Source organism: Dactylosporangium sucinum (genome assembly GCF_014647515.1).
Classification (GTDB): Bacteria; Actinomycetota; Actinomycetes; order Mycobacteriales; family Micromonosporaceae; genus Dactylosporangium; species Dactylosporangium sucinum.
Map to the genome: position 1 here is coordinate 241,567 of NZ_BMPI01000002.1, position 22,024 is coordinate 263,590.

Consider the following 22,024-nt stretch of genomic DNA (forward strand, 5'->3'; position numbering starts at 1 on the left):
TTCCACACCGCCCTGGCGGCGCTGTCCCCTGGAGCTTCCGGTAACCCGATGCTCGACCTGGTCGATCCTGCTCGGCGACCGGCCGAAGGCGGGACCGATGCGGATAGCGCCGGGGCCGGCCCGCGAGCTGGACCTGCCCCGGCGCCGGCGCGAGCTGGCGGCCCGCCTGGCCTGGGCGATCCCGACGGAGGCGGCGCTCGCCCTGATCGGCGACCACGGCCCGATCCTCGAGACGGGCGCCGGCACCGGCTACTGGGCCGCCCTGCTCCGCGCCCGCGGCGTTGACGTGGTCGCCACCGACGCGGCGCCCCCGGACGACGACGCCGGCCACGCGGTCCTGCGGGCCTACCGCGGCGACACCCTGCTCTACGTCGTCGGCGACGCGGACGGCCCGGCCGGGACGGCACGCCTGCACGAGGAGCTCGCCCGGCACTGGACCGCGGCCGAGGACCTGGCCCTGCCCTCGTGGCCGAACATCCCGGACCGCCTCACCGTGTGGCGCCGCCGGTAGCTACGGGACCAGCACGATGCGGCGGGTGGCGCGGCCGTCGGCCTGGTCCAGCCACGCCGCCGGGGCCTCCGACAGCGGGATCTCGTGGTGGTCGACCGTGAGGCGGCCGGCGAGGGCGTGGTCGGCGACGAGGCGGATGGTGGCGCCCTTCTCGGCGGCGCTCAGCTCGTTGTTGGTGTAGCCGAGCACGCGCAGCGAGCCGCCGCGCAGGGTCGCCGAGTCGAACGGGGCGGTCTCCCCCGCCGAGCTGCCGAGGTTGACCAGGCGGCCGTGCGGTGCCAGGGTCTGCAGCGCGGCGGCGGCGGGGACGCCGAACAGCGGGTCGAGGACCAGGTCGGCCGGGCCGTCGAGCGCCTCGCGCAGGCGGGCGGCGAGGCCGGCCACATCGTCGGCGGAGGTGAGCGGCACGACCGCGTCGGCGCCGAGCCGGCGGGCGCGCTCCTGGGCGGCCGCGGACCGGCAGGCCGCGACCACCCGGCGGGCGCCGTGCAGGCGGGCGATCTGCAGCGCGGCCTGGCCGACGATCCCGCCGCCGCCGAGGACGAGCACCTGCTCGCCGGAGCGCAGCTCGCCGCGCCAGGTCAGCGCCTTCCACGCGGCGACGGCCGACAGGCCGAGGGCGGCGACCAGCCGCGGGTCGGCGCCGTCCGGCAGCGCGACGACGTCGGCGGCCGGGACCACGACCCGCTCGGCCATGGAGCCGTCGCCGGGGCGCATGCCGGCGTCGGTCGGGAACCACACCGGGGTGCCGTCGTCGAGCGTGCCGACGCCCTGCACACCGGGGACGTAGGGCACGGCGGGCGCGCCGAAGTACGACCGGCCGGTGGCGCACAGGACGTCGAGCGGGGTGATCGGGGCGGCGGTGAGCGTGACCGCGACGAAGCCGTCGCCGGGGACCGGCGACGGCCGGTCCGCGACGACGGGCGGCTGTCCACACTGGACGATCTGCAACGCGCGCATGGTCAGGTCGCGATGTCCGGGTAGGGCAGGTTGAAGTGGGCCAGCCGGACCGCATACTCCTTCTGGAACGCGAGCGGCTCGGCGTGGTCGCGCTCGAACATCGCGATGAACAGGGTCAGCGTGAGGAACGGGTGCGCGCCGAGCTCGAACAGCTGCACGTAGTCGTGCGCGACGAGCGCGGCGCGCTCCGCGTCCTCCAGCCGCAGCCAGGTGGTGGCCTCGCCGCTGTGGGAGTTGAGCAGCGACACCCCGAGCGAGGACTCCCACCAGGCAACCGTCCCCGCCGGGTCGGAACGGTAGCGCTCCACAAGGGACGGATCCCGGTCCACCGTGTAGAGGAACTTGTTCAGCAAGTACTTGCTCATGCTTCGACTCCCTCCGCTGCGCTCCGGGAGTCCGCGCTGCCACCCTGTGCCTCCCGGTGAGCGGCCCCTCCGCTGCGCTCCGGACCGCTCACGGCTCCGTTCGGGTACCAGGTGAAGTACGCCTCCATGGTGTGGAACAGGTCGTAGGTGTCGACGTAGTCGGCCTTCCGGCCGTCGCCGGCGACGCCCATCATGAGCATGAAGTCCATGAAGCCGTGGGTCGCGTTGCCCGGCGCGTGCAGGCTGTCCAGCGTCACCTCGGACAGGCAGCCCTCGATGTCGCCGGTGGCGATCCACTCGACCGCCCTGCGGTCGAACTCCGGGTCGGGGCCGTGCGGGCCGAACTGGCGCGGGCCGCCGAGCTCCAGCGACAGGTGCCCGGTGCCGACCACGGCGACCCGCAGGTGCGACGGCCACGACTCGACGAGCTCCCGGATCGTGCGGCCGAGCTGGACGAACCGCTTCGGCTGCGGCAGCGGCGGCGCGAAGATGTTCGTGTAGACCGGCACGATCGGCAGGTCGGCCTCGGGCCGCAGCGTGATGATCGGGCACGTGACGCTGTGGTCGATGCGCAGCTCGTTGCTGAACGCGAGGTCGAACCCGGCGTCGAGGCCCTCGCGCAGGATGTGCGCCGAGAGGTCCTCCTGCCCGCGCAGGAGCATGCGCGGCAGGCCGAACTCGCGCTCCTCGTTGTACCAGTTGGCGTCGTAGAACGGCGCCTTGCCGACCAGGAACTGCGGCATGTTGTCCAGCCAGAGCTGGTGGAAGTGGTCGGAGCCGACCATGACCAGCACGTCCGGGTTGGCCTTGGTCAGCGTCTCGCGGAACTTGAGGATCTTGCGGACCCACTCGTCGGCGAACGGTGGGCGGTCCTCGCCGGTGGCGGTCGACGCCTTGTAGTAGAAGGGGTGGTGGGTGGAGGCGATGACCGCGACAACTTCGGCCATGGCGGTCCTTTCCGAAACCTAGGGGGTGTAGCGGGCGTTGCGGTCGACGGTGCGGTAGATCTCCATGCCGAGGCCGGTGCGGCGCTCCTCGGCGAGGTGCCCGAGCAGCCCGGCCGCCCGGGCCAGCAGCGCGAAGCCGCGCAGCAGGTCGACCGGGAGACCGAGGTCGGCGAGGGCGGCGCCGCAGACGCCGGCGCCGTTGAGCGGCAGCGTGCGGCCGAGGATCGCCGGGTGGACCCGGCCGATCGCCTCGAACAGCCGCAGGTGGGGCCCGCGCAGGCCCTCCTCGTCGGCGATGCGGATGAGCACCGGCGTGCGCGGGTCCTGGACCTTGTGGACGGGGTGCCCGAGGCCGGGGACGAAGCGGCGGGCCTCGCGGGCCTCGGTGACGGCCGCGGTCGCGAGCGCGTCCCAGCCGGCGTCGTCGGACGGCACCTCAGCCACCCCGGCGAGCACCTCGGCCAGGAACCTGCCGGCGTCCTCGGTCACGCCGAGGAACCGCGACCCGCCGCCGAGCAGGCCGGCGGCGAGGGCGCCCTGCAGCGCCTCCGGGGCGGACACGTAGGTGACCCGGGCGGCGATCGCCGTGGGCGTGAAGCCGTGGTCGGCCAGCGCCACCAGTACCGTCTCGAACACCCTCGTCTCGGAGGGGGTGGGCCGGCGGCCGGCGACGAGCCAGAAGGCCAGCTCGCCGAAGCCCACCTTCCCCATCAGGTCGGCGGCCAGGTCCTGGCCGAGTAGCCGGATCTGGTCGGCGTCGGACGTGCCGATCCCGGTCGGGAAGCTCAGCTCTTCAGCCACTGGCGGATCTCCTCACCGTGCTCGTCCAGCTCCGGCGGGGGCAGCTCGTAGCGGGCCGCCGAGCCGGAGAAGCGGATCGGGTTGCGGATGCCGGGCACGCCGCCGGTGAGCACCACCGGGTCGAGTCCCAGCTCCTCGGCGAGCCGCACCCCGCCGTCGATCGTGTTGATCGGCGCGCACGCCACGCCGGCCGCGGTCAGGTCGCGGAACCACTCGTCCTTGGTCCGCGTCGCCAGCCGCTCGACGAGGTACGGCCGCAGCAGCTCGCGGTTGGCCGTGCGGTCCTGGTTGTGCGCGAAGCGCGGGTCACCGACGAGGTGCTCCAGGTCCAGCACCGCGCACAGCTTGCGGAACTGCCCGTCGTTGCCGGCGATCACGATGAGCTCGCCGTCGGCGACCGGCAGCGGCTCGTACGGGAACAGGCTCGGGTGCGCGTTGCCCATCCGGAACGGGACCGTGCCGCCGGCGACGTAGCCGCTGGAGTGGTTGACCAGCCCGGACAGCGCCGACGACAGCAGGTTGACCTCGACGTGCTGGCCGGCGCCACTCGCGTCGCGGTGCCGCAGCGCGGCCAGGATGCCGATGCTCGCGTGCAGGCCGGCCATCACGTCGAAGACCGAGATGCCGGCCCGGTACGGCGGGCCGCCGGGGTCGCCGGTGAGGCTCATCAGGCCGGAGATCGCCTGCACCATGAGGTCGTAGCCGGGCAGCGCGGCGCCCGCGCCCGAGCCGAAGCCGCTGATCGACGCGTAGACGATGCCGGTGTTGCCGGCCGACACGCTCGTGTAGTCGAGGCCGAACCGGGCCAGGCCGCCCGGCTTGAAGTTCTCGATGAGGACGTCGGCGCGCGCGGCCAGGGCCTGCGCGACGGCCAGGTCCTCCGGGTCGCGCAGGTCGAGCGCGATGGAGCGCTTGTTGCGGTTGATGCCCAGGTAGTACGTCGAGACGCCGTCCCGGACGGGCGGCATCCACGTTCGGGTGTCGTCGCCGCCGGGGCCCTCGACCTTGATCACCTCGGCGCCGAGGTCGGCCAGGAGCATCGTCGCGTAGGGGCCGGCGAGGATCCGCGAGAAGTCCGCCACCAGCAGGCCGCTCAGCGGCCCTGGCGGCCGGTCGGCCCGCTCGGGTTGCGTCATCAGCTCCCTCTCCGCTCGGCTGTCCGTTAGACGGACGATCGTCCGCGCCTAGTCAGTCTCGGTCTCCGACCGGGTGCTGTCAACCGCCATGGCCCCGTTCCCAGCATCCTTTCACGATGCCGGGCGGACCGGGCCGGAGAAGGGAATCCCGGCCGGCATGGGCGCACGCGGCGGGTGCTGACCGCCAGACGGACTCCTGTCCGCCTTGCCGCCGGGTGCGGACTGGCCCGGACTGGCCCGACGGCGCCGGTGACCAGCCGAGTGTCCGTACAGCGAACAGAGGTCCGCCGCCGCCCACAAATTGCGTCCTTGACAGCACGAGGTCACGGGAACATTGTGATGTCGATCCGTCCGTTAGACGGACGATCGTCCGCCAATCTCTCCGCAGCACCGTGAGCGCAGCAGCGGCCGGCGCCCTGACCGGCCGCGCCACCCCAACCCCAGGAGCACTCATGGCAGACACCCACGGCCTCTCCCGGCGCGGCCTGATCGTCGGCGGCGGCACCGTCGCCGCGGCGGCCGCCCTCGTCGGCACCCCCGCCCACGCCAACGGCCGGCACGACGATGACGACGAGGAGTTACTCCTCGTCAACGGCCGCATCCACACCATGGACGACCGGGACTCGGTCGTCTCCGCCGTCCGCATCGCCGGCGGCCGGTTCACCGCCGTCGGTCGCGACGCCGAGCGCGGCAGCTCCGCGAACAAGATCGACCTGCGCGGGCGCACCGTCGTCCCCGGGCTCATCGAGAGCCACAGCCACTTCATCAGCCTGGCCAACCGGCCCGGCTACCACGTCGCCGAGTGGGAGCTGGCGAAGAACGTGGCCGAGGTGCTCGCGTTCCTGAAGGCGCGGCGCAAGACCGTCCCGCCCGGCGGCATGATCACCGCGATGGGCGGCGGCACGCCGCGCATGTTCGCCGAGCAGCGGCTGCCCACCCGGGCCGAGATCGACGCCGTCGTGCCGGACCGGCCGGTCTTCCTGTACCAGAGCGGCTTCGGCCCGGCCCGGGTGAACACCCTGGGCAAGCAGTTCTTCGAGTCGATCACCGACCTGCCGGTGACCGTCGCCGAGGACGGCACGATCGCCGGCGGCAACCCGAACATGGCCAACCGGGCGCTGTACCACCTGCGGATCCGGCAGACCTTCGCCGACAAGCAGCGCAGCGCGCTCGACGCGATGGCCTTCACGGCGAGCGTCGGGCTCACCACGATCCTGGACCAGACGCTCGTCGCGACCGCGAACGGGACGCTGAACCCGGCGGCGCTGGACCCGCAGCCGACCGACGGGCTGCCCACGCTCAACCACTTCCGGATGTACGACGCCTGGCTCTCGCTGCACGCGCAGGGCCGCGCCTTCATCCGGCTGCAGCTGAACTTCCTGCACAACCAGGGCTTCATCGCGGAGCTCGGCGGCCTCGACAAGCAGCTGCCGGAGCTGCGCGAGCGGCTCAAGAACCAGTTCCCGTTCTTCGGCGACGACATGCTGCGCACCGGCGGCATCGGCGAGTGGGCGGCGCCGTTCGCCGCGCCGACGAACGCCAACGGCTACGCGGTCTGGCTGGAGTCGCAGCGGCTCGTCGCCAAGGCGCGCTGGCGCAACGAGAACGCCCAGGGCGGCAGCGCGACGAGCACGGCCGCGATCGAGCAGGTCGTCGCGGCCTACGAGCAGATGGACGCGGAGTTCGGCATCAAGGACCTGCGCTGGGGCCTGCAGCACGCCGACTACGCGACGGCCGACCAGCTCGCCCGGCTCAAGAAGCTCAACTGCGGCGTGTCCGTGTCGGGCTTCCGCTGGCTGGGCGGCCTGCCCCGGGCCGACGGCCTGCCGGCCGGCCCGCTGTTCAAGGACATCCTCGCCAGCGGCATCCCGATGGGCATGCACGAGGACGGCATCCACATCGCGCCGCACAACCCGTGGTTCGCGCTGCACTACGCGACCACCGGCCTGAACGTGCTGGGCCAGCAGATCAACCCGGGCCAGCAGATCACCCGCCAGCAGGCGCTGCGGGCCTACACGCGGGGCAACGCGTGGTACCTCAACCGCGAGGACGACCTGGGCTCGATCGAGCGCGGCAAGCTGGCCGACCTGGTGGTCCTGGACAAGGACTACTTCACGGTCAGCGACGCGGCGATGCGTGACATCCGCCCGATCCTGACCGTCGTCGACGGCAAGGTCGTGCACGACACCGGCGCCCTCTCCGGCCGCCGCTGACGATGATCGATGGAGACTTCCGGTCCCCATGACAGCCGGAAGTCTCCATCGATCACGGGCCGGACCGGTCACGCCGCCCGGGTGACGTCGCTGCCGGGTGCGCGATGATCCGCTTGAGCCCATGAGCAATGCGGAGCGGGAGCGGGTGGCGTCGTTCGGGCGGCCCGAGGACGGCCTGCACGAGGCGACCCCCTGGTACCACTGGGGTCCGTACCTCAGCGAGCGCGCGTGGGGCACCGTGCGCGAGGACTACAGCGACGGCGGCGCCGCGTGGGAGGCCTTCCCGCACGAGCACGCCCGGTCCCGCGCCTACCGGTGGAACGAGGACGGACTCGGCGGCATCAGCGACGTCGGCCAGCGGGTGTGCTTCGCGCTCGGGCTGTGGAACGGGCAGGACCCGATCCTCAAGGAGCGCATCTTCGGGCTCACCGGCAACGAGGGCAACCACGGCGAGGACGCCAAGGAGTACTGGTGGTACCTCGACGCCGTGCCCAGCCACGCCTGGATGCGCTGGCGCTACCACTACCCGCAGCGGGCCTTCCCCTACGAGCAGCTGGTGAGCGAGAACGGCCGCCGCTCGCGCGCGGAGCCGGAGTACGAGCTGCTCGACACCGGCGTCTTCGACGACGGCCGGTACTGGGTCGTCGAGGCCGACTACGCCAAGGCCGACCCCGAGGACGTGCGGATCCGGCTGCGGATCACCAACGCCGGGCCCGAGCCGGCGACGCTGCACGTGCTGCCGACGGTGTGGTACCGCAACACGTGGTCCTGGGACGACGACGCGGCCAAGCCCCGCCTGGCGGCCGCCGGCGAGTCCACGATCGGGATCGAGGGCCCGCTGGTCCTGCAGGCCGCGCCGGGGCCCGACGGGACGATGCCTTCCCAGCTGTACTGCGAGAACGAGACCAACGCCCTGAGGCTCTTCGGCGCCCCGTCGGTCACGCCGTTCCCGAAGGACGGGATCAACGACCACGTCGTCCACGGCGCGCCCACGGTCAACCCGGCGCAGGAGGGCACCAAGGCGGCGTTCTGGTACCGCGTGACCGTCGCCCCGGGCGAGACCGCGCACCTGTCGCTCCGGCTGGCACCGAAGACGGACCCGAAGGCGTTCGGGCCCGGGTTCGACGCGGTGCTGGAGCGGCGCCGGGCCGAGGCCGACGCCTTCTACGCGGACCTCACCCCGCCCGGCACCAGCGAGGAGGACGCCCGGACCATGCGGCAGGGCTTCGCCGGCATGATCTGGGGCAAGCAGTTCTACCACTACGACGTCGCCCGCTGGCTCAACGGCGACCCGGCCCAGCCGCCCCCGCCGCCGGGCCGGCGCACCGGCCGCAACGCCGGCTGGCGGCACCTCGACGCCGCCGACATCATGTCGATGCCCGACCCGTGGGAGTACCCCTGGTTCGCCGCGTGGGACTCGGCCTTCCACGCCGTCGCGCTCGCCCACCTGGATCCGGCCTTCGCGAAGTACCAGATGATCCTGCTCTGCCGCGAGTGGTTCCAGCACCCGAACGGGGCGATCCCGGCCTACGAGTGGGCGTTCGACGACCTCAACCCGCCGGTGCAGGCGTGGGCGGCGCTGCAGGTGTACGACATCGACGGCCGGCGCGACACCGCGTTCCTCATGCGCGTGTTCTCCAAGCTCGTGCTGAACTTCACCTGGTGGGTCAACCGCGAGGACCACGACGGCAACAACGTCTTCGAGGGCGGCTTCCTCGGCCTGGACAACATCGGCCCGATCGACCGCTCCCACCTGCCGGACGGCTACCGGCTGGAGCAGTCCGACGCGACCGCCTGGATGGCCTTCTACTGCCTGAACCTGCTGGAGATGGCCCGCGAGCTGGCCAAGCACGACCCGGCCCTGCAGGACCTCGCGGTCAAGTTCCTGGAGCACTTCGCGCTCATCTCGGAGTCGATGCGCGAGCGGGACCTGTGGGACGAGCAGGACGGCTTCTACTACGACGTGCTGCGCGGGCCCGACGGCGCGGCGACGCCGCTGCGGGTGCGCTCGATGGTCGGGATCATCCCGCTGTTCGCGACCAAGGCGCTGCACGAGGAGGAGTTCGAGCGGGTCCGGCGGTTCGCCAAGAGCTTCGCCGACATCTCCGAGCACCACATCGTCGGCGCCCCGGACGAGCGGTTCGTCGCGGTCGGCGTCGCCGCCCACGGGCGGGTGCGGCGCATCCTGACCCACCTGTTCGACGAGGAACACTTCCTCTCGCCGTACGGGCTGCGGGCGCTCTCGCGGTGGCACGCCGACCATCCGTTCAGCGTGGACCTGCCGGGCTACACGGCGAGCGTCGGCTACGAGCCGGCCGAGTCGGTCACCGGCATGTTCGGCGGCAACTCCAACTGGCGCGGTCCGCTGTGGGTGCCGCTGAACTACCTCGTCCTGCGCACGCTGGCGGACTACCACGCCAACCTGGGCGACTCGGTGAAGATGGAGTACCCGACGGGCTCCGGCCAGCAGCGCACCGCCGGCGAGATCGCGGAGGACCTGCGGCAGCGGCTGCTCTCGCTGTACCGCCGGGGCGCCGACGGCCGGCGTCCGGCCTCGGGCTGGGTGGCCACCCTCCAGGACGACCCGCACTGGCGGGACAACCTGCTGTTCTACGAGTACTTCCACGCCGACAACGGCGCCGGGCTCGGCGCCACGCACCAGACCGGCTGGACCGGGCTGCTCGCCGAGCTCGTCGCGCGGCCGGGCGGGCGCCGCACGGAGGTGGGACGATGATCACGTTCGGCCGGCAGGTCTGCGGCGACCTCGACGCCGCCGCGGCCCGCGAGTGGCTGGTGACCGACGGCCTCGGCGGCTACGCGACGGGCACCGTGGCCGGGCTGCGCACCCGGCGGTACCACGGCCTCCTCGTGGTCGCCGAACCGGGCGGCAGCGCGCGCCGGCTCGGCCTGGCCGCGCTCGACCCGGTGGTGCGGGTCGGCGAGCGGCAGTTCCGGCTCGCCACCGACGAGTGGGCCGGCGGCGCCGTCGACCCGGCCGGGCTCGCGCACCTGGCCTCGTTCACGCTCGACAACGGCGTGCCGGTGTGGCGCTGGGACCTGGGCGACGTGGTCGTCGAGCGGGAGATCGCGATGGCCTACGGCTCGCCCACGGTCGGCGTGGTGCTCCGCGTGGTACGTGCCCCGCGTCCGGTCTCCGTCTCGATGGCGCCGCTGTGCACCTGGCGGGACGCGCACGGCGAACGGGTCGCGTACGGCGAACCGGACGTCACGCCAATCGCCGGCGGCTTCGAGTTCGAGGGCGCCTACCGGGTGACCGGCCCCGGCTGGGAGCCCGGCGGCGAGTGGTACCACGGGGTGTACGCGCGGGAGGAGGCCGCTCGCGGGCTCAACCCCGTCGAGGACCTGTGGGCGGCCGGCCGCTTCACGGCGACGCTGGAGCCCGGCTCGGCGATGGGCGTCACGGCGGGCGCGGGCGACGGCCCGCTGCCGGCCGCCACGGCCCTGGTCACCGCGGCCCGCAAGCGGGCCCGCAAGGTCGCCCGCCAGCTCAGCGGCTCCGACGCCGTCAGCCGCCAGCTGGCGGTCGCCGCCGACCAGTTCGTCGTGACGACCCCGACCGGCCCGTCGGCGGTCGCCGGGTACCCGTGGTTCGGCGAGTGGTCGCGGGACCTCATGACGTCGTTCGAGGGTCTGTTCCTCACCACCAACCGGCACGCCGAGGCGCGCGAGGTGCTGCTGCGGGCCGGCGGGACCGTCTCCGAGGGCATGCTGGCGAACACGGCGGACACGGGGACCCTGGAGTACAATACCGCCGACGCGGCGCTGTGGTTCCTGCACGCGATCGGGCGCTACGTCGCCGTGACCGACGACCTGGACACGGCCGCGTCGCTGGCCGACGTCATGGACGAGATCCTGCGCTGCCACCAGCGCGGCACCCGCTACGGCATCGCCGCCGACCCGGCCGACGGCCTGCTCACCCAGGGCAAGCCGGGCTTCGCCCTGACCTGGATGGACGCCCGCGTCGACGGCCACCCGGTGACCGACCGCCACGGCAAGCCGGTCGAGATCAACGCCCTGTGGATCGAGGCCCTGTCGGTGACGGCCGAGCTCTTCGACCGCCTGCGCCGCCGCCACGACTGGTCCGCCGCCGCCGAGCGCGCCACCGCGTCCTTCCGTCGCCGCTTCCCCCGCCCGGACGGCGCCGGCCTGTACGACGTGGTCGACGGCCCGGGCGGCGACGACGCGTCGGTCCGCCCCAACCAGCTGCTGGCGGTGGGCCTGCCACACGCACCGGTCGACGACCCGGCGGTGGTCGAGCTGTGCCGCGCGGAGCTGCTGACGTCGCTGGGCCTGCGCTCGCTGTCCCAGTCGTCCCCGTCGTACGCGGGCCACCACGGCGGCACCCCGTACGAACGGGACCACGCCTACCACCAGGGGACGGTGTGGCCCTGGCTGATCGGCCCGTTCACGGACGCGGCGGTCCGCACCGGCGCCGACACGGCGGGCCTGCTGGACGGCCTGCACCTGCACCTGGCGGAGTGGGGCCTGGGCTCGGTCTCGGAGACGGCGGACGGCGACGCTCCGCACGCGGCCACGGGCTGCCCGTTCCAGGCCTGGTCGGTGGCCGAGCTGCTCCGCGCCCACGCCCTGCTCCGCTGATCGTCCCGCCCGTCCGCCCATGATCGTGGGAAGGATCCGGCTGCCCCGACGACCGGATCCTTCCCACGATCATGGGCGGCGCCGTCCGGCGTGGCTACGCTCGATGCCATGGGGACTGAAAACGGGGACGAGTGGGCGCCGCGGACGCGGGTCGGTGCCGTGGTCGTCGCGCTGCTGAACGGCGACGCGGAGGGGGCCGAGCGGGCCGCCGGGCAGCCCCCGGAGCCGCACGACACGCCGGTGCTGGACGCCGCGATCCGGCTGGCCGTGCGCAGCCTCTTCGACGAGGACACCCCGCCGGATGACATCGCCGGCTTCGTGGCGGCGATCACCCAGGACGTGGACGTCGACCCGGCCGCCGCGGAGGCGCTCATCCGCACCCAGCTGGGCGAGGAGGGCCTCCTCGACGCGTTCCCGCCGCACGTGGTCACCGACACGACGTGGTCGATGCTGGGCTACCTCTGCGAGCGCCAGCTCGGCCGCGAGGACTCCCTCCAGCTCGTCGAGCAGGCCGAGCGCACCGCGGTGGTGTGACGGCATCGCTGAGTTCCGCCTGCTGTCCCGCTCCGTCCAGCAGGTGAACGGCGGCCGCGCCGTTTAGGTGCGCATGAGCACGGGAACCACCCAGCGCAGGTGTACGCCGGATCGAGGAGACCAACACGATGCGACTGCTGACGTTCGCGGCCGGGCTGGCCGCCGGATATGTGCTCGGGACGCGGGCCGGGCGCCCGAAGTACGACCAGATCGTCGCCGGCACCCGCCGGCTGCGCGCCAACCCGACCCTGGCGGAGGCCCGCCGCGTCGCGACCGACCTGACGAGCGCGCCGGTCCCGGCCGACGTCCCCACCGTCCCCGCCACCCCGGCCAAGGCGGCCCGGCGCCGCTCCGCCACCAACGTCGCCGGCGAGGCCACCAACGTCGCCGGCGAGGCCACCGCGGCCAAGCCGTAGCCGTCCCGCTGCGAAGCGCTTCGGCTCCTCCACCCGGCGCGACTGGATCGGCGGAAACAGGCCATCTGCGGCAGTCGATAAAACCGGGGTCGATGAAACCGTTGTGGGGTGTCGGCGAGTCTGCTTAACTGTCCGCACCGCGCCGAGAGAGCGCTCTCTCAGCTTGATCGCCGCGGTGGGAGGGAGGACAACCCCGTCGATCGCCGCCGCTCACGGCGATCAAGCACCACGGAAGCACCCAGCCACACCCCACACACCAACCGGTCGACACCCGCACCCGGGCCACCTTCGGCGAGGCGAGGCATCGGGACCGCACGGGTGACGGTGCCACGCGCCCCGCGACCGGCCCACCGACGTGATCGGCGCACGTCGCTCATCGACATCCTGACAGGAGAGTCATGTTTCGCAGAGTCCTGCTCTGCGTCGCCGTCGTGCTCGCCGCCGCGGGGATCAATGCCGCCCCGGCCTACGCGGCCGACTTCTCGGTGCTTGTGTTCAGCAAGACCGCGGGGTTCCGGCACGACTCGATCCCGGCGGGCATCGCCGCGATCCAGCAGCTCGGCACGCAGAACAACTTCACCGTCGAGGCGACCGAGGACGCCGGCCAGTTCACCGCCGCGAACCTGGCCCGGTTCCGGGCGGTCATCTGGCTGTCCACCACGGGTGACGTCCTCGACGCCACCCAGCAGACCGCGTTCGAGAACTACATCCGGGCCGGCGGCGGGTACGTCGGCATCCACGCCGCGTCCGACACCGAGTACGACTGGGCCTGGTACGGCAACCTGGTCGGCGCGTACTTCTCCAGCCACCCGGCGATCCAGCCGGTGCGGGTGCGGGTCGAGGACACGGTCCACCCGTCGACGGCCGGCCTGCCGGCGACCTGGAACCGCACCGACGAGCTGTACAACTACCGCACCAACCCGCGCCCGAACGTGCACGTGCTGGCCAACCTGGACGAGTCCAGCTACACCGGCGGCACGATGGGCGCCGACCACCCGATCTCGTGGTGCCGCGCCTACGACGGCGGGCGCTCGTGGTACACCGGCCTCGGCCACACCATCGAGAGCTTCAGCGAGGCGAACTTCCGCACCCACGTCCTCGGCGGCATCCGCTACGCCGCGCAGGGCACCGGCGCCTGTACGGTCGGCACCAACCCGCCCGCCGGCGGCACGTTCACACAGGTCACCCTGGCCAAGGGCGTGGCCGAGGTGGGCGAGCCGATGGGGCTGACGGTGCTGCCGAACCGGGGCGTGCTGCACACGTCGCGGGACGGCGTCATCCGGTACACCGACGTCAACGGCAACACGAAGGTCGCCCTGACGCTGTCGGTCTACAGCCACGACGAGGAGGGTCTGCAGAGCATCAAGGCCGACCCGAACTTCGCCTCCAACAAGTGGGTGTACGTCTACTACGCCCCGCCGCTGTCCACCCCGGCCGGCGACGCGCCGGCCAACGGCACGGCGGCCCAGTTCGCGCCGTTCAACGGCTCGAACCGGCTGGCGCGGTTCACGGTGCGCGACGACTACACGATCGACCCGAACTCGGGGGTCACCGTCCTCGACGTGCCGACCAGCCGGGGCATGTGCTGCCACGTCGGCGGTGACATCGACTTCGACGCGCAGGGCAACCTGTACCTGTCGACCGGCGACGACACCAACCCGTTCGAGTCGGCGGGCTACGCGCCGCTGGACGAGCGGGCCGACCGCAACCCGGTCTACGATGCCCAGCGCACCTCGGCCAACAGCAACGACCTGCGCGGCAAGGTGCTGCGGATCAAGCCGGGCGCGACCGGCGGCTACACGGTCCCGGCCGGCAACATGTTCGCGCCGGGCACCGCGAAGACCCGTCCCGAGATCTACGCGATGGGCTTCCGCAACCCGTTCCGGATGAGCGTCGACAAGGCCACCGGCGTCGTGTACCTCGGCGACTACGGCCCCGACGCCGGCACCGCCGACCCGAACCGCGGGCCCGCCGGCACGGTCTCCTTCGAGCGGATCGCCCAGCCGGGCTTCTACGGCTGGCCGTACTGCTCGAACTACAACACGCCGTACAACGACTACACCTTCCCGAACGGCCCGTCGAACGGCTTGTACAACTGCGCCGGCGGCCCGACGAACAACTCGCCCAACAACACCGGCATCACCGCCCTGCCGCCGTCGCAGACCGCGTGGCTGCCCTACGGCGGTGCCGGCCCCTCGCGGCCGGAGCTCGGCAACGGCGCGCTGTCGCCGATGGGCGGGCCGGTCTACAACTACAACGCGGCCCTCAACTCGGACGTGAAGTTCCCCGCCTCTTACAACGGGCGGGTCTTCCTGGGCGAGTTCGGCCGGCGGAACATCAAGACCGCCACCGTCAACGCGAACGGCACGGCCGGCACGATCGAGGCGTTCCCGTGGACCGGCACCCAGGTCATGGACATGGAGTTCGGCCCGGACGGCGCGCTGTACGTGCTCGACTACGGCACCGGCTGGTTCGGCGGCGACGCCAGCTCGGCCGTGTACCGCATCGAGTACAACAGCGGCGGCAACCGCGCCCCGATCGCCCAGGCGAGCGCCACCCCGTCGGCCGGCAACGCGCCGCTGACCGTGCAGTTCAGCTCGGCCGGCAGCTCCGACCCGGACGGCGACGCGATCACCTACGCCTGGGACTTCACCAGCGACGGCAGCACCGACTCGACCGCGGCCAACCCGACGTTCACGTACACGGCCAACGGCGAGTACACGGCGACGCTGACCGTGCGGGACAGCACCGGGAAGACCTCGACGGCGAGCGTCGTCGTCGGCGTCGGCCGCGCGTCGATCACGCTGACGACGCCGGCGGACGGGACGCTGTTCAAGTTCGGCGACGCGATCCCGTTCCAGGTGACCGTCACCGACCCGAACGCGGGCACGATCGACTGCAACCGGGTCACCGTCAGCTACATCCTGGGTCACGACAGCCACGGCCACCCGATCACGAGCAAGACCGGGTGCTCGGGCACGCTGCAGACCACGGTGGACGGTGAGCACGACGCGGCGGCGAACATCTTCGGGGTGATCAACGCGCAGTACACCCCGGTGAGCGGGACCGCGGTCCAGGACCAGCACGTCCTGCAGCCGCGCACCCGGCAGGCCGAGCACTTCAGCACGATGAACGGCGTCCAGATCGCCGCCAAGGCCGTGGCCCACGGCGGCAACGCGGTCGGCTTCATCGAGAACGGTGACTGGATCTCCTTCCAGCCGTACAACCTCACCGGCGTCACGAGCTTCACGGCCCGGGTCGCCTCGGCCGGCATCGGCGGCACGATCACCGTCCGCGTGGACTCCCCGACGGGTCCGGTGGCGGCGACGGTACCGGTGACGCCGACCGGCGGCTGGGAGACGTTCGTGGACGTGACCGCCGCGGTCACGCCCCCGGCGGGGACGCATCAGCTCTATCTCGTGTTCACCGGCGGTACCACCGGATCCCTGTTCGACATCGACGACTTCACGTTCTCGTCGGGCACCACCCCGCCGCCCACGTCGACGAACCTGGCCCTGAACAAGCCGGCGACGGCCTCCTCGACCGAGGCGGGCACGTACCCGGCGTCGGCGGCGGTGGACGGCTCGCTCACCACCCGGTGGGCCAGCGCCTTCGCCGACCCGCAGTGGATCCAGGTCGACCTCGGCCAGTCCTACGCCATCGACCGGGTGAAGCTCACCTGGGAGGCCGCGTACGGCTCCGCCTACCAGATCCAGACGTCCACGAACGGCACCACGTGGACCACGGTGAAGACGGTGACCGGCGCCGACGGCGGCGTGGACGAGCACACGGGCCTCGGCGCCACCGGCCGGTACGTGCGGATCAACGGCACGGCCCGGGCGACGGCGTGGGGCTACTCGCTGTGGGAGTTCGAGGTGTACGGCGGGACCACCCCGCCGCCCACGTCGACGAACCTGGCCCTGAACAAGCCGGCGACGGCCTCCTCGACCGAGGCGGGGGCCTACCCGGCCTCGGCGGCGTTCGACGGCTCGCTCACCACCCGGTGGGCCAGTGCCTTCGCCGACCCGCAGTGGATCCGGGTGGACCTGGGCCAGTCGTACTCGATCAACCGGGTGAAGCTCACCTGGGAGGCCGCATACGGCTCCGCCTACCAGATCCAGGTCTCGGCCGACGGCACCAACTGGACCACGGTGAAGACCGTGACCGGCGCCGACGGCGGCGTGGACGACCACACGGGCCTGGCGGCGACGGGCCGCTACGTGCGGATCAACGGCACCACCCGCGCCACCGCGTACGGCTACTCCCTGTTCGAGTTCGAGGTCTACAGCTGACCTCCTGACCCGTGGGCAGCCTGCGGTCCGGTCTCACGACCGCAGGCTGTTCACCAGGGTGACGTAGTCGCGCTGGGCGTCCTCCTGGGAGGTGCCGGCGACGGACTTCCAGGCGTCGTACTTCGCGCGGCCGACCGGGTCGAACAGGCCCGGGCGGCTGCCCGTCGCGTCGCCCTGGGTGCCCTGCTTGTACAGCGCGTACAGACGGAGGAGAACGTCGTTGGAGGGGCGGGCCGGGAGGGACTTGGCGTCGGTCTGGGCCTGCTCGAAGTCGTCAGTCAAAGCCACCTCGGCAGCCTACGGCACCAGGACGACCTTGCCCGCCACTGTGCGGGACTCGGCCAGCCGCAGCGCCGAGGCCGCCTCGGTCAGCGGCAGCCGCGCCGCCACCTGGGCGGTGAGGCGGCCGTCCGCCATCGCCCGCAGCACCTGGGTGAGGTCGTCGCGCAGCCGGGCGCGGAAGCGGTCGCGGGCCAGGGCCCGGCCCGCCCAGATGTTGTAGAAGTACGCCCGGCGACCGTTCGGCAGCGCGTTCCACCGCCACACGCGGGACAGGATGCGCAGGACCGGCAGCTGCTTGTTGCCGGTGTCGTCGCGGGTCGTCGCGCTGCCGTAGGCGACCAGGGTGCCGCCGCGGGCGAGCAGCCCCCACGACGCGTCGACGCTCGGGACGCCGAGGTGGTCGAAGACGGCGTCGACGCCGCCGGGGGCCAGCGCCCGCACCGCGGCCGGGACGTCGGCGCGGTAGTCGACCGGGGTGACGCCCAGGACGCGCAGGTGCTCGTGATGGCGCGGCGCCGCGGTGCCGATCACCCGGGCGCCGGCCAGCAGGGCGAGCTGCACCAGCACCGTCCCGACCCCGCCGTTCGCCCCGTGGACCAGCACGGTCCCGCCGGCGCGCACGCGGGCCTTGCGGTGCAGCATCTGCCAGGCCGTGATGCCGTTGACCACGACCGTCTCCGCCTCGGCGGGGTCGAGGCCGGCCGGGACCGGGACCACGTCGGCGGCGTCGGCGACGACGTGGCTGGCCCAGCCGCCGACCTTGGTCAGCACGGCGACCCGCTGCCCGGCCAGGGCCGGGTCGGCGCCCGGCCCGGCCGCGTCCACGACGCCGACCAGGTCGTAGCCGGGGACGAACGGGAACGGGGGCTGGTCGTAGTACCGCCCGCGGCGCATCTGCTGCTCGGCGAACGACACGCCGGTGGCCTCCGTGCGGATCAGCACCTGACCGGGGCCCGGCTCGGGCACCGGCGTGCGGCGCACCTGCAGGCCCTCGGGCTCCACCACGCCGGGCAGGACGATCTCGGTCCGCACGATTACTACTCCTCACGTTTGTTATAGCCTCTAACGCAAGTATCATGTCCTCACCAATCACGTGTCAAGCGGAGGACCGGCATGGGGCCACGCGAGCGGTACCGGGAGCAGGTCCGCGACGAGATCAGGACGCACGCCTGGACACAGGTGGCCACCGCGGGCGCGTCGGCGTTGTCGCTCAACGCCATCGCCAAGCAGATGGGCATCAGCGGTCCCGCGCTGTACCGCTACTTCGCCAGCCGCGACGACCTGATCACCGACCTGGTGCTGGACGCCTACCGGGACCTGGCCGAGACCTGCGAGGCGGCCGCGGCGGGCGAGGACACGCCGGCGGGAAGGCTGTCGGCGGCGGCCGGCGCGATCCGCGCGTGGGCGCTCGCCGCCCCGCACCGGTACCTGCTCATCTACGGCACGCCGGTGCCCGGCTACGCGGCCCCGCCGGAGGCGACGGCTCTCGCGTCACGGATCATGCGGCTGCTGCTGGACGGCTTCGCGCCGGCCGGCGACGGCGGCCCGGACACCGGCCTCGACCGGCACCTCGACCAGCACCGGCACTGGGCGGGCGACGACCACCCGGCCGCGGCCCTGAGCCACGCGCTGCGGTTCTGGACGCGCCTGCACGGCGTGCTGAGCCTGGAGGTCGCCGGCCATTTCACCGGCATGGCCTTCGACCCCGCAGTGCTCTACGCCGCCGAGGTCGCCTCGGTGGTGCCGCCGGTCAGCCCGCCTGGTCGGTGAGCGTGATGACGACGTTGCCGACCTTGCGGCCGGTGTCGACGTAGCGGTGGGCCTCGGCGATGGCCGCGAGCGGGTAGCGGCGGTCGATGACGATCCGCAGCTGGTCGGCCTCGATCATCTCGCGCAGCGCCTCGAGGGCCGCGTGCTTGCGGACCGACATGCCGGTGCGCACCCGCGGCCCGCCGGTCACCGCCGTGCGCACGGCGAGGACGTTGTTCACCAGCCCGGTCGTGGGCAGGTACGAGCCGTTGCGGGCGAGGACGGGCCGGCAGGCGGCGAACGAGCTGCGGCCGACGGTGTCGAAGACCACGTCGTACGACTCGCCGCTGCGCGTGAAGTCCTCGACGGTGTAGTCGTGCACGCGCGTGGCGCCCAGCGACGTCACCAGCGCCGCGTTCCGCCCGGAGCAGACGCCGTGCACCTCGGCGCCGAGGTGGCGGGCCAGCTGCACCGCGTAGGTGCCGATGCTCCCCGACGCGCCGACGACGAGCACCTTCTGCCCGGCCCGGACGTTCGCGAGGTCGTGCAGGAAATACCACGCGGTCGTGAACCCGTCGACGGAGGCCGCCGCCTCGGCGTAGCTGACGTTCGCGGGCATCGGCGCGAGCGAGGCGCGCTCGGCGATGGCCTTGTACTCGGCGTTGGCGCCCACCCCGAAGCCGGTGAAGCCGAACACCCGGTCGCCGAGCGCGAACCGGCGCACCCCGGCCCCGGTGGCCGCGACCTCGCCGGCGAACTCCAGGCCGAGCACGCGGACGCCCCTGCGCGGCCGGCGCAGCCCCAGGATGACCCGGCCCCAGCGGGGCTCCCCGCGCCGCATCCCGCACTCGGCCGTGGTGACGGTGGTGGCGTGCACCCGCACCAGCACCTCACCCTGCCGGGGCGACGGGGCGGGCACCTCGACCGGCGTGAGGACGGACGGCGGACCGTATTCCCGGAACATCACCGCGCGCATGCCGGCCATGGTGCGGTACCGCCGCTGTGACGGCACTGAGAGTGCTATCGACCGCCGTCGCGGACCACGAGCAGCACGCGGCCCTGGCCGTGCGCGGCGGTCAGCCAGGCCGGGAGGCGCTCGCCCAGCAGGGCGATCAGCTCCTCGGCGTCGTCCTCGTACCGCTCGTCGTCGTAGATCTCGTCGGGGTCGAAGGCCGCCAGCTCCTCCCGCGCTGCGTCCGGGACGAGCATCGGGAACGGCCACGCCGACAGGTACTGCTCTGCCATGCCGCTATTACACTCGCCGCATGCTCCGGCCGTTGCACCCGTCGGCCGTCCCCGGCTGGATGGTCGAGCGCGCCACCGCGCGGCGGCTCGCCGGGGACTGGCGCGGGGCCTGCGAGGTCGCCGGGGTCGACGTCGAGGTGGACCTGGCCGCGATCCGGCGGGTGCACGGGGACGAGGTCGCCCGGCGGGTCGAGGACGACCTCACCCATCTCGCGCCCGACCTGCTCCGGTGGCACCTGCCGCGCCGCCCCGACGGGCGGTTGCGCAGCGACTCGTGGCACCCGGTCGCCCTGTTCCCCGACGGGCACGCACTCGTCGTGCACCCGCCGGCCTGGTTCGACCGGCCGCAGCGGATCACCGTGCGGTTCGAGCGGCCCGGCGGCACGCTCCGCCGGGCCACGCTGGACGACAGCCTGCTCCTCCTTCGCGAGCGCTGGGATTCCCGGTGTACCGCGCAGCTGCGCGCCCGCTGCGGCGGCCCGAGCCGGCTGCCGTTCTTCACCACGGGCGGCGAACGCCTGGACGACGACGCGGTGGCCGGCGACGGGCCCGAGGGCCGGGTCGAGTTCATCGTCCAGATCGACGACGAGGGGCGGCCCGCCGACGCGTGGAGCGCCGCCGGCTTCGACCTCGAGGTGCTGCTGTTCGACCCGCGCTGGGGCGACGACCGGGTCGACCCCGCTGCGTTCGACCCTGCCGCTTTCGACCCTGCCGCTTTCGACCCTGCCGCGTTCGACCCTGCCGCGTTCGCGCTTTCCTCGTTCGGGCCTTCCTCGTTCGGGTCGGCCGCGGTCGTCCGGGCCGGTCGGCGCGCGGCCGCGGTCGACCGGGCGCTGGGCTGGCTCCGGCCCGCGCACTGGTGGCTCGCCGAGGCCGCCGGGCGCGTGCGGTGGCACCTGGCCGACGCCCGGGCCAACGCGCCGTGGAACGACGACCCGGCCCTGGTCACGCCGTGGCGCACCGACCTCGCCGAGGACTCCGGGCTGTTCCGCGTCGACCTGCGCGGCCGGTGCCTGGTGCTCGACCGGCTCGACGGCCCGCGGCCCCGGGCCCGCCTGGTGGCGACCGCGCGGTACCGGCAGGCCGACGCCGAGCGCGAGGCGGCCGAGGTCGACGCGTTCGGCACGGTGCTCGACCGGATCCCGCGCCTGCCGCACGCGCTGGCCCGCCGGCCGGCCGAGCTCGACGCGCTGCGCGCCGGGTCGTGGTCGCCGGACGACCTGCACCCGCTCGTCCACGCCGCGCTGTTCCCCGACCGGCCGGCGCCCGGGCCGCGGCCGGCCCCGCCGCTGCCCGGCACCGTGCGCGTGCACTGCGACGAGGCCACCCACGAGGTCCGGTTCCGCGGCGGCACGATCGCCGTCCCGCACGGCCCGGCCGAGATCGAGCGGGAACGCGTGCTGGAGACGCTCGGCGGGCGGGTGGCCGGCTGCATGGCGGCGCGCGACGGCTGGCGCGACCCGGCCGTGCGGATGCACCGCCGGATGCGCGCCCTGCGGGCCGAGCTGCTCGCCCGGGTGTGGCACGGCGACGGCCCGGCCGTCCTGGCGGCGGTCGAGCAGGGCGTCGACCCGCACGTGCGCGACGAGCGCGGCCGGACCCTGCTGCACCTGCTGCCGTGGCTGTCCGACGAGGAGGGGCGGCGCTCGTCCCCGGCGCTGGTGCGCCGGCTGCTCGACGCCGGCCTCGACATCGACGCCCGCGACCGGGCCGGCGAGACGCCGCTGCACGTCGCGGTCGCGCTCGGCGCGCCCGGGCTGGTGCGCGGCCTGCTCGACGCGGGCGCCGACCCGTCCGCGATGAGCGGCGGCCCGAACCCGCGCGCCGCCGCCTGGACCTACCGCCCCGACCTCGACTTCCTGCGCGCGATCCGCTACCGGCCGGGCCGCTAAGGCCTGTCTCATCACTGGGGCCGCAGCGAGGCGGAGTCCAGTGATGCAACAGGCCTTAGAC

At 73.3% G+C, this 22,024-nt stretch carries 18 protein-coding genes; 9 read left to right on the plus strand and 9 right to left on the minus strand.

The features are described 5' to 3' along the window. Positions 1-97 precede the first annotated feature (97 nt). Entirely contained in the window at positions 98-511 is a 414-nt protein-coding gene (locus tag IEZ31_RS02105; protein WP_190247956.1) for a class I SAM-dependent methyltransferase, read from the plus strand. Here IEZ31_RS02105 and IEZ31_RS02110 read toward each other — a convergent pair whose 3' ends face one another. Genes IEZ31_RS02110 through IEZ31_RS02130 form a run of 5 tightly spaced genes read right to left on the minus strand, consistent with a single transcriptional unit; the run spans position 512 to position 4,720 of the window. Next, on the minus strand, positions 512-1,462 hold the full coding sequence (locus tag IEZ31_RS02110) for a quinone oxidoreductase family protein (protein ID WP_229833989.1): 951 nt from the start codon (positions 1,460-1,462) through the stop codon (positions 512-514). An 11-nt stretch (positions 1,463-1,473) separates the two neighbouring features. Beyond that, positions 1,474-1,836, minus strand: coding sequence for a hypothetical protein (locus IEZ31_RS02115; RefSeq protein WP_190247958.1), 363 nt, complete (start codon positions 1,834-1,836; stop codon positions 1,474-1,476). Further along, positions 1,833-2,783, minus strand: coding sequence for a DODA-type extradiol aromatic ring-opening family dioxygenase (locus IEZ31_RS02120; RefSeq protein ID WP_229833990.1), 951 nt, complete (start codon positions 2,781-2,783; stop codon positions 1,833-1,835). Before IEZ31_RS02120 ends, IEZ31_RS02115 begins: the two co-directional genes overlap by 4 nt. 18 nt (positions 2,784-2,801) lie before the next feature. Further along, positions 2,802-3,584 carry a citryl-CoA lyase gene (locus IEZ31_RS02125; protein ID WP_190247959.1) on the minus strand — a complete coding sequence of 261 codons (783 nt, stop codon included), beginning with the start codon at positions 3,582-3,584 and terminating at the stop codon, positions 2,802-2,804. After that, positions 3,569-4,720 (minus strand): CaiB/BaiF CoA transferase family protein, encoded by a 1,152-nt coding sequence (locus IEZ31_RS02130; protein ID WP_190247960.1) that lies wholly within the window; start codon positions 4,718-4,720, stop codon positions 3,569-3,571. The genes IEZ31_RS02125 and IEZ31_RS02130 overlap by 16 nt, the downstream gene beginning before the upstream one ends. Positions 4,721-5,172: 452 nt before the next feature. Between IEZ31_RS02130 and IEZ31_RS02135 the strand changes: the two genes are divergently transcribed. The 6 genes from IEZ31_RS02135 to IEZ31_RS02160 all read left to right on the plus strand — a co-directional run bounded on the left by IEZ31_RS02135 (position 5,173) and on the right by IEZ31_RS02160 (position 16,795). Next, positions 5,173-6,933, plus strand: a complete 1,761-nt coding sequence (locus IEZ31_RS02135; RefSeq protein ID WP_190247961.1) for an amidohydrolase — start codon at positions 5,173-5,175, stop codon at positions 6,931-6,933. A 121-nt stretch (positions 6,934-7,054) separates the two neighbouring features. Beyond that, positions 7,055-9,667: an MGH1-like glycoside hydrolase domain-containing protein gene (locus IEZ31_RS02140; RefSeq protein ID WP_190247962.1), complete on the plus strand. Its 2,613-nt coding sequence runs from the start codon at positions 7,055-7,057 to the stop codon at positions 9,665-9,667. Beyond that, positions 9,664-11,553 (plus strand): amylo-alpha-1,6-glucosidase, encoded by a 1,890-nt coding sequence (locus tag IEZ31_RS02145; protein WP_190247963.1) that lies wholly within the window; start codon positions 9,664-9,666, stop codon positions 11,551-11,553. Before IEZ31_RS02140 ends, IEZ31_RS02145 begins: the two co-directional genes overlap by 4 nt. Before the next feature lie 108 nt (positions 11,554-11,661). Continuing rightward, positions 11,662-12,087: a hypothetical protein gene (locus IEZ31_RS02150; protein ID WP_190247964.1), complete on the plus strand. Its 426-nt coding sequence runs from the start codon at positions 11,662-11,664 to the stop codon at positions 12,085-12,087. 128 nt (positions 12,088-12,215) lie between these two features. Then, a complete protein-coding gene (locus IEZ31_RS02155; RefSeq protein WP_190247965.1) occupies positions 12,216-12,503 on the plus strand; it encodes a hypothetical protein in 288 nt (95 codons plus the stop codon). Between the two features lie 398 nt (positions 12,504-12,901). Further along, the gene (locus tag IEZ31_RS02160) at positions 12,902-16,795 is read left to right on the plus strand and encodes a ThuA domain-containing protein (RefSeq protein ID WP_190247966.1); all 3,894 of its coding nucleotides are present in this window, start codon (positions 12,902-12,904) and stop codon (positions 16,793-16,795) included. Positions 16,796-16,828: 33 nt separating this feature from the next. Here the strand turns inward: IEZ31_RS02160 and IEZ31_RS02165 are convergent, their stop codons facing one another. Both IEZ31_RS02165 and IEZ31_RS02170 read right to left on the minus strand, forming a co-directional pair. Then, complete coding sequence (locus IEZ31_RS02165; RefSeq protein ID WP_190247967.1) at positions 16,829-17,083, minus strand: acyl-CoA-binding protein; 255 nt, start codon at positions 17,081-17,083, stop codon at positions 16,829-16,831. A 9-nt stretch (positions 17,084-17,092) separates the two neighbouring features. After that, entirely contained in the window at positions 17,093-18,109 is a 1,017-nt protein-coding gene (locus tag IEZ31_RS02170; protein WP_229833991.1) for a medium chain dehydrogenase/reductase family protein, read from the minus strand. 81 nt (positions 18,110-18,190) lie between these two features. Here IEZ31_RS02170 and IEZ31_RS02175 point away from each other — a divergent pair, with 81 nt between their 5' ends. Beyond that, positions 18,191-18,847 (plus strand): TetR/AcrR family transcriptional regulator, encoded by a 657-nt coding sequence (locus IEZ31_RS02175; RefSeq protein WP_190247968.1) that lies wholly within the window; start codon positions 18,191-18,193, stop codon positions 18,845-18,847. Here IEZ31_RS02175 and IEZ31_RS02180 read toward each other — a convergent pair. Further along, complete coding sequence (locus IEZ31_RS02180) at positions 18,828-19,802, minus strand: NAD(P)-dependent alcohol dehydrogenase (RefSeq protein ID WP_190247969.1); 975 nt, start codon at positions 19,800-19,802, stop codon at positions 18,828-18,830. The two genes, IEZ31_RS02175 and IEZ31_RS02180, sit on opposite strands and share 20 nt — an antisense overlap. 44 nt (positions 19,803-19,846) lie before the next feature. Then, entirely contained in the window at positions 19,847-20,071 is a 225-nt protein-coding gene (locus tag IEZ31_RS02185; RefSeq protein WP_190247970.1) for a hypothetical protein, read from the minus strand. Between the two features lie 20 nt (positions 20,072-20,091). Between IEZ31_RS02185 and IEZ31_RS02190 the strand changes: the two genes are divergently transcribed. Next, positions 20,092-21,963 (plus strand): ankyrin repeat domain-containing protein, encoded by a 1,872-nt coding sequence (locus IEZ31_RS02190; protein ID WP_190247971.1) that lies wholly within the window; start codon positions 20,092-20,094, stop codon positions 21,961-21,963. Positions 21,964-22,024: the final 61 nt, after the last annotated feature.

Bases quoted from the DNA above. Each gene is read 5' to 3' on its own strand.
- IEZ31_RS02145 (WP_190247963.1), top strand. From the start codon at position 9,664: ATGATCACGTTCGGCCGGCAGGTCTGCGGCGACCTCGACGCCGCCGCG.
- IEZ31_RS02190 (WP_190247971.1), top strand. From the start codon at position 20,092: ATGCTCCGGCCGTTGCACCCGTCGGCCGTCCCCGGCTGGATGGTCGAG.
- IEZ31_RS02115 (WP_190247958.1), bottom strand. From the start codon at position 1,836: ATGAGCAAGTACTTGCTGAACAAGTTCCTCTACACGGTGGACCGGGAT.
- IEZ31_RS02140 (WP_190247962.1), top strand. From the start codon at position 7,055: ATGAGCAATGCGGAGCGGGAGCGGGTGGCGTCGTTCGGGCGGCCCGAG.
- IEZ31_RS02175 (WP_190247968.1), top strand. From the start codon at position 18,191: ATGGGGCCACGCGAGCGGTACCGGGAGCAGGTCCGCGACGAGATCAGG.
- IEZ31_RS02180 (WP_190247969.1), bottom strand. From the start codon at position 19,802: ATGCGCGCGGTGATGTTCCGGGAATACGGTCCGCCGTCCGTCCTCACG.
- IEZ31_RS02160 (WP_190247966.1), top strand. From the start codon at position 12,902: ATGTTTCGCAGAGTCCTGCTCTGCGTCGCCGTCGTGCTCGCCGCCGCG.
- IEZ31_RS02185 (WP_190247970.1), bottom strand. From the start codon at position 20,071: ATGGCAGAGCAGTACCTGTCGGCGTGGCCGTTCCCGATGCTCGTCCCG.
- IEZ31_RS02150 (WP_190247964.1), top strand. From the start codon at position 11,662: ATGGGGACTGAAAACGGGGACGAGTGGGCGCCGCGGACGCGGGTCGGT.
- IEZ31_RS02120 (WP_229833990.1), bottom strand. From the start codon at position 2,783: ATGGCCGAAGTTGTCGCGGTCATCGCCTCCACCCACCACCCCTTCTAC.
- IEZ31_RS02105 (WP_190247956.1), top strand. From the start codon at position 98: ATGCGGATAGCGCCGGGGCCGGCCCGCGAGCTGGACCTGCCCCGGCGC.
- IEZ31_RS02155 (WP_190247965.1), top strand. From the start codon at position 12,216: ATGCGACTGCTGACGTTCGCGGCCGGGCTGGCCGCCGGATATGTGCTC.
- IEZ31_RS02130 (WP_190247960.1), bottom strand. From the start codon at position 4,720: ATGACGCAACCCGAGCGGGCCGACCGGCCGCCAGGGCCGCTGAGCGGC.
- IEZ31_RS02135 (WP_190247961.1), top strand. From the start codon at position 5,173: ATGGCAGACACCCACGGCCTCTCCCGGCGCGGCCTGATCGTCGGCGGC.